The organism is Stenomitos frigidus ULC18 (genome assembly GCF_003003795.1).
Taxonomy (GTDB): domain Bacteria; phylum Cyanobacteriota; class Cyanobacteriia; order Leptolyngbyales; family Leptolyngbyaceae; genus Stenomitos; species Stenomitos frigidus_A.
In genome coordinates, this window is the sequence record NZ_PVWK01000159.1 from 126,078 (window position 1) to 132,187 (window position 6,110).

The following is a 6,110-nucleotide window of genomic DNA, read 5'->3' on the forward strand; positions in this document are numbered from 1 at the left end:
TTAAACAGTATAACAGGCTTAGTGTTTTCATTGGGTATGCAGTGTAGGGTAAAGAGGTAAGGTAAGCCAACAAATGAGAGAGTCATGGCAAATAAGCGATCGAGCGGAGCGGAAAAACGCCTTACGCTCAAGCAGACAGACCCTGAAAAATATGCCTTTTTGAAAGCCGAAGCAGCTGCACCGTATCGGAGCTTGCGTAAATTTGTCTACATCGGCTTGGCTTCGTCGGGAGCGATCGGTGCTTTCATTTTCCTCATGCAACTTTTGGCCGGCCAAGAGGTGAGTGCTATCTTGCCTAATCTAGCGTTGCAAGTTGGAGTTGTCGTGTTGATGGTCTGGCTTTTTCGTCTTGAAGGCAAAGCAGAACGTAAATCGGATTCGTGATTTTGGTGCTGCTTTGAGGGTCAATCTTTGAGAGATGACTTTTTTGAGAGATAACTTTCGTGAGGGTGTTTCGCGCTCCTTGTCTACCGCCCTCATAGCAAAAAGGGGTACTTACAAAGCAGCCTCAAGTACCACAACGCCCTCATGCTTTGTTGGCAGAATCGCCTTCACTATACCCACAAGAAGTGCTTCCGGTATCTGCATGTAAGGCTTTAGTCTGAACCCAGAATGCGTAGGAGTTGGTCAATATTATCCAAATCTCCAACAATACGGCGCACTGGACGAGGCCACACTTTAACCAACGTTGGTGTTGCCGAAACCTGATCAAGCTCTGCCTGCTCAGGATGTTGCGACACATCAATAACCTTAAGTGTATACAGGTGACTGAGGGACTCCTCCAGGAGCCGATGCAGGGTTTGCAGCGTCCGCTCCGTAGCGACGCTATGTCCCGAAACAAAGAGTCGTAGCACGTAGCCTGTTGCTGCTGGGTGCAGTAGAGGCGGTTCTATGGCTGCGGTTTGAGCCCCTTGGTGGCTTTGGGCATAGGGTTCCGCCTGCTCAGACCGCACCACTAAATCGTGGGGTTCCCACAGTTGCGGAAACTGTTTTCGGTAGGTCGCCAACACGACCGCGTCGCAGACGCCTTCTTTCAAAACGGTTGGCTGCCAATGCAAATCGTCGAGACCAAAGACAGCATTCAGTAACGTCTGATATCTCAGTACCAAGGGCGAGGCCTCAGCAGCAGTGAGTAACCGTTGTGTCCGAGAGTCAAACCAGCGATCGACCGTTGCGGTATAGCAGGGAACCAAAAAATGAGGCGGTTCTGGCAGGCTCAGAAGATCCTGTAGCGCAGCACAAAGGTGTAAATGCCAGCGTTCTTGCTTCTTGTAATCGATGCCATAAACCAGACCGCCTCCGGGCGTAAACAGCGCAATGCCCTTAAATACACCGGGGTTAGGAAGGGGATCTGGGTTCAACATCTTTTCCTATAGTTGGCTACACACGCCCTCTCAGCGACTGCGCCATTTCATTGGGCTTCGGCGACATCTCCAAGGCAACTTCTTCTGTAATCCGTCCCGCTTCATAGAGTTTGTAAAGCGACTGATTCATCGTACACATGCCGTCAAAGGTGCAACGCGGGATGATCTGCTCAATCTCCTCGATTTCGCCTCGCCGAATGAAATCTTTAATTGCATCCGTGTTGATCAGAATATCGTGGAATGCTGCCCGTTTGCCATCAGTCGTCCGGCACAGGCCTTGAGAAATAACTGCAACCATTGACTCTGCCAGCGAAATCCGAATCGGCTCCTGCTGCTCTGGTTCAAACAACTGCAAAATCCGCTCGATCGTCTTGACCGCACTGTTTGTATGCAGTGTCCCCATGACAAGGTGACCCGTCTGAGCCGCTTTAAGGGCCGTGTTGACCGTCTCTTTATCCCGCATTTCACCCACCAGAATTAAATCCGGATCTTCCCGAAGGGCAGCCTTCAGCGCATTATCAAACTTGCGGGTGTGGATGCCGACTTCGCGATGTTTGATCAACGACTTCTGACTCTTGTGCACAAATTCAATCGGGTCTTCGATGGTAATGATGTGCTTCGGCATCTCCTTGTTGATGTAGTCAATCATGGCTGCCATCGTGGTGGACTTACCGGAGCCTGTCGGCCCTGTGACTAGAACCAGCCCTTTGTGATAGTGGCAAACGTCTTTGAAAACGGGTGGCAGGTTCAGCTGCTCCATCGTCAAGATTTTGAGCGGAATCAACCGCAGTACCATTGCCGGACCATGTAAGGAGTCAAAGATATTGATGCGCACGCGGGCAAAGTCGTACTGAGTGGCCGCGTCAAAATCCAGAGTTTCTTCAAATTCGCGGATGTCTTCTTCGCTGAGGATTTCGTGCAGCCAGCTATAAAAGGTTTCGCGATCGGTGACGGGCCAGTCAGTGGGATCAATTTCGCCCCGGTTCCGAAAACGTGGCACTTCACCGACACCCGCGTGAACATCTGAGTAGCCTTTATCGAAAGCATGCCGCACAATTTCTGCCAGCGTTGGAGATCCCTGGCTAGGTTTGCGTGCGTTCGCAGGCATTGATGGTGGTGCCGTGGGTCGATGCCCCGCCGGAGGGGGAGGAGCGGCCGCAACAGGCGTAGAAACAACGGTTTGAGGCGGAGCCGGAGGTGGCGTATGAGCCGACACCCCAGTAGGCGTGACAACACTCGCAGGCTGAGTTGACACAACCGTTTGGTTTTGCAGCCCAGCAGGCACGGTAGAGATCATCGTTGGTGTTGCGCCGCCAGCGGGCATGGCTGCTGTCATCTGTTGCGTGGCAGCGATTGTCGTACCATTGTTGGCAGGCATGCGCACCGGCGGCGGGGGCGCCGGCGGGACACGCGGCGGCGGCGAACTCGGTGGACGCTGTGGTTCTGTCATATGCTACTTCTCTACAAAGCGTAGAGCGATAAACGCGATCAACGGACTCTCGTTAAAACCCGTGCAGTAATGCCGGTAGCGATGGTAGCTGAGCAGCAAAACAACGCGTGTAGGCTTTATCAGGCAGTCCGTGTAGTGCACCCATGGTTGCTCAGGCAACTGCGATCGTTTGTCTACGCTGCGCGTCTTTACTAAAATAACAGACACCCATCTCTAGAGCAGTTTTCCCATAACGACCGTTGTCCTATCATTGCGAGGCTGAATCTCGTGAAAAAGAGTTTATGAGCCACACCGAGAGTAAGACCGAAGCCTGGTACATCGTCAAACAAGACAATGGTCAGTGCAGTATTGTGCCTGGCAGTGAGGCTGAGTCTCCGAAGCCTGAGCCTCAGCCGGAAATAGAGGAGCCACCTGCTCTAGAGCGTTGGGGCCCCTATGCCTCTCAGTCAGAAGCGATCGCCAGGCGTGTTGGTTTAATCCGCGCTGGTAAATGCCAACCAGCTTAAAACGCTCACTAATGCAAGGATGCGTGCTGGTAAGCTGCATCTTTGGTAGGCGAGGCTTTGCGCTGACGTGCTGGCAAACTGCGTCGATCGTGGTGATACTCCAAGATCGCTGGCTCTAGCTGGCTGTCATCCCAGACGCTAGCACAGCTTAGCGCTTGCATGATTTTGGCGACACTCTCTTCTACCGTTTCTTGATCCGTAAAGCAAGTGATGTCAGGCTTTAGGGGCGCTTCATACGGCGCATCAAGACCGGTAAACTCCTTTACTTCCCCCATTCTCGCTGCTGCATACAAGCCTTTAACATCACGCGATTCACAGATAGCGAAAGGTGCATTGACATAAACTTCGAGAAAGTTATGCATCATTGCTCTCATTTCATCACGTACCAGACGATGCGGGCTAATCGTCGCAACGATGACGATGACCCCATTGCGGCTCAATAGATTGGCAACGAAACCGACTCGTCTAATATTGGTGTCTCGATCTTCTTTGGTATAACCGAGACCTTTAGATAAGTTGGTGCGAATGATATCGCCATCCAGCACCTCAACGTTAAGCTGCCGTTCTAAAAGTAAGCACTCCAAGGTTTTTGCGATCGTCGTCTTGCCCGCACCACTCAGCCCAGTGAGCCAAATGACCATACCATTCGTCTTCATGAATGAACCCAACCTTATTTTTTTATTTGTGTATTTTGAGCAATGACTTTCTTATCAAGCTGGCAAACGGTTTAAACAACTTCAGAGGCCTGACTCAAGCAGTAGAGACATGCTGATCAATTTGGGCTATCAATTCTGTCTGCACCATTACCTTTATCTTTACTTATGTCATTTTCAGGAATGATCCGGAAACATTAACTTACTCAACGTTGAGTCATCTAAGCAGCTAAAAGCGATTAAGAGGAGTGTTCATTTCCAGCGGTTAAACATCAAGCAAAGTCTCATGCATAGAGTAGAAATCAAGCTCAACCCACCGCAAGCTAGAATTTAATTTTTAACCTCCTCAGAGTTTTTACCCTGCGATCGCACTGAAAGACGCTTGGAAACGATCCGTTTTAAACGGTTGTTTAGAAAACATTTCATTTTAAAGAATATTCTACAAACAGTTTTGCAGGTTGAAAGCTACTCAGACATCCTCTCCAAGAACGATTAAAGCGTCGAAGTATACAAGTTCACTACTCTTTAAGATGGAATCTTTGCTTCAGTTGAATCCACTGTGTTCTTAGCTTCCAAAATTTACTGGTTTTCATAGCAGCAATAGCAGCATGTGTTTGCTCAAGCTGCTGGTGAAATTGATCTTTAAGCTGATTTCTGCTCTCTACGCATGTAGAAAAATCCTTCTGGAGTGTTTGATTGATATCTTGAAGCGCCTGGTTTGCTGCTTGAAGCTGCTGACGCTCTTGAGCAATGTTTGCGAGTTCTGCTTGGGACGAGGAGAGCTGACTCTGCAAAGCAGTGACTTGATTGCTTAAGCCGCGTAAATCTAACCAATCTTTGAGCAACCAGGCAGTGGGTGAAATGAGCTCTTGATTAATCTGTACCGCAGCATCTTCAAAAGCGGCTGCCTCATTAAGCTGTTGATACAGAGCATACGGATTCGGAAAATAGCGCTGTATCAGAAGCGCTCGCTGAGACTGTAATGCTTGCGTTTTCAGCAAAGAGGCGTCGTAAATTTCTTCTTTAGGAGAGCTCAATGGCATGCTTAAGTGCTGGCTGAGCAACTCTACGAAAGCAGTCGGGCGATCGACGATCTGCTTGAGATGAATCAACAAACATTTTTCAGAAAAACGCTGATAAAAATCCAACACTAGCTGGTTATAATTCATCCATATCGCTAGAGCGAACTCAGGGTTTTGACGAAATGTGACGTCTCCCCTACGGTAGATGGAATCAATAACTTCCCAGGGTGACCGATAGACCAAAAGAAATTTTGCGTCCGGAAGTAAATTTTCCCAAAAATTTAGGAAAAGGGTGGTTCTGGGATCTTTCCAACCCCAGGGTTGGGTCGAGGAAGCATTATCCCGGATCAGTATCCTCGCTTGATCAACATAGTATTCGGGAACGTTGATCGTATTCGCGACTGTCCAGCCATCGTTATTGAGGCCTATCGAGCCTAGAGCCTCTCGATGAAAATTGAGAAAATTAAGGTTTTCAAAATGCCCTTTAACATTACTGGAACTTTCTTCTAAAAGACTTTGTCCAATATCCAAACCAGCACTTTGTAGAAGCGCTGTTGTTAAAGACGTCCCCGATCGATGCATGCCTGCAATAATCAGAATAGGCTGCTGGTTTTTCTCGGTGGTTTGCATCTAAGAAAATCTCCACATCATAATTTCTGATCTCCAATTGTATCGAAAATAAAATATGAAAGCCAAATTCGCAGCAGGACTGCAGCACATCTTTTCTCCTTTTGGTTTAAGGAGCACGACTAAATGAGTGGGCGATCAATCAGGAAGTGGACAAAATTAAGCTAAACAGGATTGCAGTTATAAGTTGCAGCTTGTTTCTTCATAGGAGTGTGCTGATAACTGAAAGCAAGCAACGATCTTCAGCTTACTTAAGTGTTTTTACTTAGTAGCGTTGAATAACTCGTTAGGCCTGTTCTAGTATTCTCCGTCCTAGGAGAGAGATCCCGGTAGTTAATGTAAAGAATTAATGAAAAAAAGAAATAACCGACCGAGTTTTTACTAGATCTTTAAAGTGCCCAACTAAGAAAATAAGTAGCTGAGGGTTACAAAGCTCAGGTATGTAACGGTTCATGAATGAGCCAATTTCGAGGGAAACCGAAATCGTT

General features: G+C 48.2%; 6 protein-coding genes. 2 read left to right on the plus strand and 4 right to left on the minus strand.

All coding sequences use genetic code 11. The features are described 5' to 3' along the window. The first annotated feature begins 84 nt into the window (after positions 1-84). Positions 85-384: a DUF3493 domain-containing protein gene (locus C7B82_RS30230; protein ID WP_106260958.1), complete on the plus strand. Its 300-nt coding sequence runs from the start codon at positions 85-87 to the stop codon at positions 382-384. Positions 385-596: 212 nt separating this feature from the next. Here C7B82_RS30230 and C7B82_RS30235 read toward each other — a convergent pair whose 3' ends face one another. Both C7B82_RS30235 and C7B82_RS30240 read right to left on the minus strand, forming a co-directional pair. Next, complete coding sequence (locus tag C7B82_RS30235) at positions 597-1,364, minus strand: circadian clock KaiB family protein (RefSeq protein WP_106260960.1); 768 nt, start codon at positions 1,362-1,364, stop codon at positions 597-599. Between the two features lie 16 nt (positions 1,365-1,380). After that, positions 1,381-2,814, minus strand: a complete 1,434-nt coding sequence (locus tag C7B82_RS30240; RefSeq protein ID WP_106260961.1) for a type IV pilus twitching motility protein PilT — start codon at positions 2,812-2,814, stop codon at positions 1,381-1,383. A gap of 281 nt (positions 2,815-3,095) precedes the next feature. Here C7B82_RS30240 and C7B82_RS30245 point away from each other — a divergent pair, with 281 nt between their 5' ends. After that, on the plus strand, positions 3,096-3,320 hold the full coding sequence (locus C7B82_RS30245) for a hypothetical protein (protein ID WP_106260963.1): 225 nt from the start codon (positions 3,096-3,098) through the stop codon (positions 3,318-3,320). Between the two features lie 8 nt (positions 3,321-3,328). On the opposite strand, the gene cysC is transcribed toward C7B82_RS30245, so the two are convergent. Beyond that, complete coding sequence (gene cysC / locus C7B82_RS30250; RefSeq protein WP_106260964.1) at positions 3,329-3,976, minus strand: adenylyl-sulfate kinase; 648 nt, start codon at positions 3,974-3,976, stop codon at positions 3,329-3,331. A 515-nt stretch (positions 3,977-4,491) separates the two neighbouring features. After that, positions 4,492-5,625, minus strand: a complete 1,134-nt coding sequence (locus C7B82_RS30255; RefSeq protein WP_106260966.1) for a sulfotransferase family protein — start codon at positions 5,623-5,625, stop codon at positions 4,492-4,494. Positions 5,626-6,110 lie beyond the last annotated feature (485 nt).

What these genes read in the sequence shown, in the direction of transcription:
- C7B82_RS30230 (WP_106260958.1), top strand. Translation starts at nt 85, where the DNA reads ATGGCAAATAAGCGATCGAGCGGAGCGGAAAAACGCCTTACGCTCAAG.
- C7B82_RS30235 (WP_106260960.1), bottom strand. Translation starts at nt 1,364, where the DNA reads ATGTTGAACCCAGATCCCCTTCCTAACCCCGGTGTATTTAAGGGCATT.
- C7B82_RS30240 (WP_106260961.1), bottom strand. Translation starts at nt 2,814, where the DNA reads ATGACAGAACCACAGCGTCCACCGAGTTCGCCGCCGCCGCGTGTCCCG.
- C7B82_RS30245 (WP_106260963.1), top strand. Translation starts at nt 3,096, where the DNA reads ATGAGCCACACCGAGAGTAAGACCGAAGCCTGGTACATCGTCAAACAA.
- cysC (WP_106260964.1), bottom strand. Translation starts at nt 3,976, where the DNA reads ATGAAGACGAATGGTATGGTCATTTGGCTCACTGGGCTGAGTGGTGCG.
- C7B82_RS30255 (WP_106260966.1), bottom strand. Translation starts at nt 5,625, where the DNA reads ATGCAAACCACCGAGAAAAACCAGCAGCCTATTCTGATTATTGCAGGC.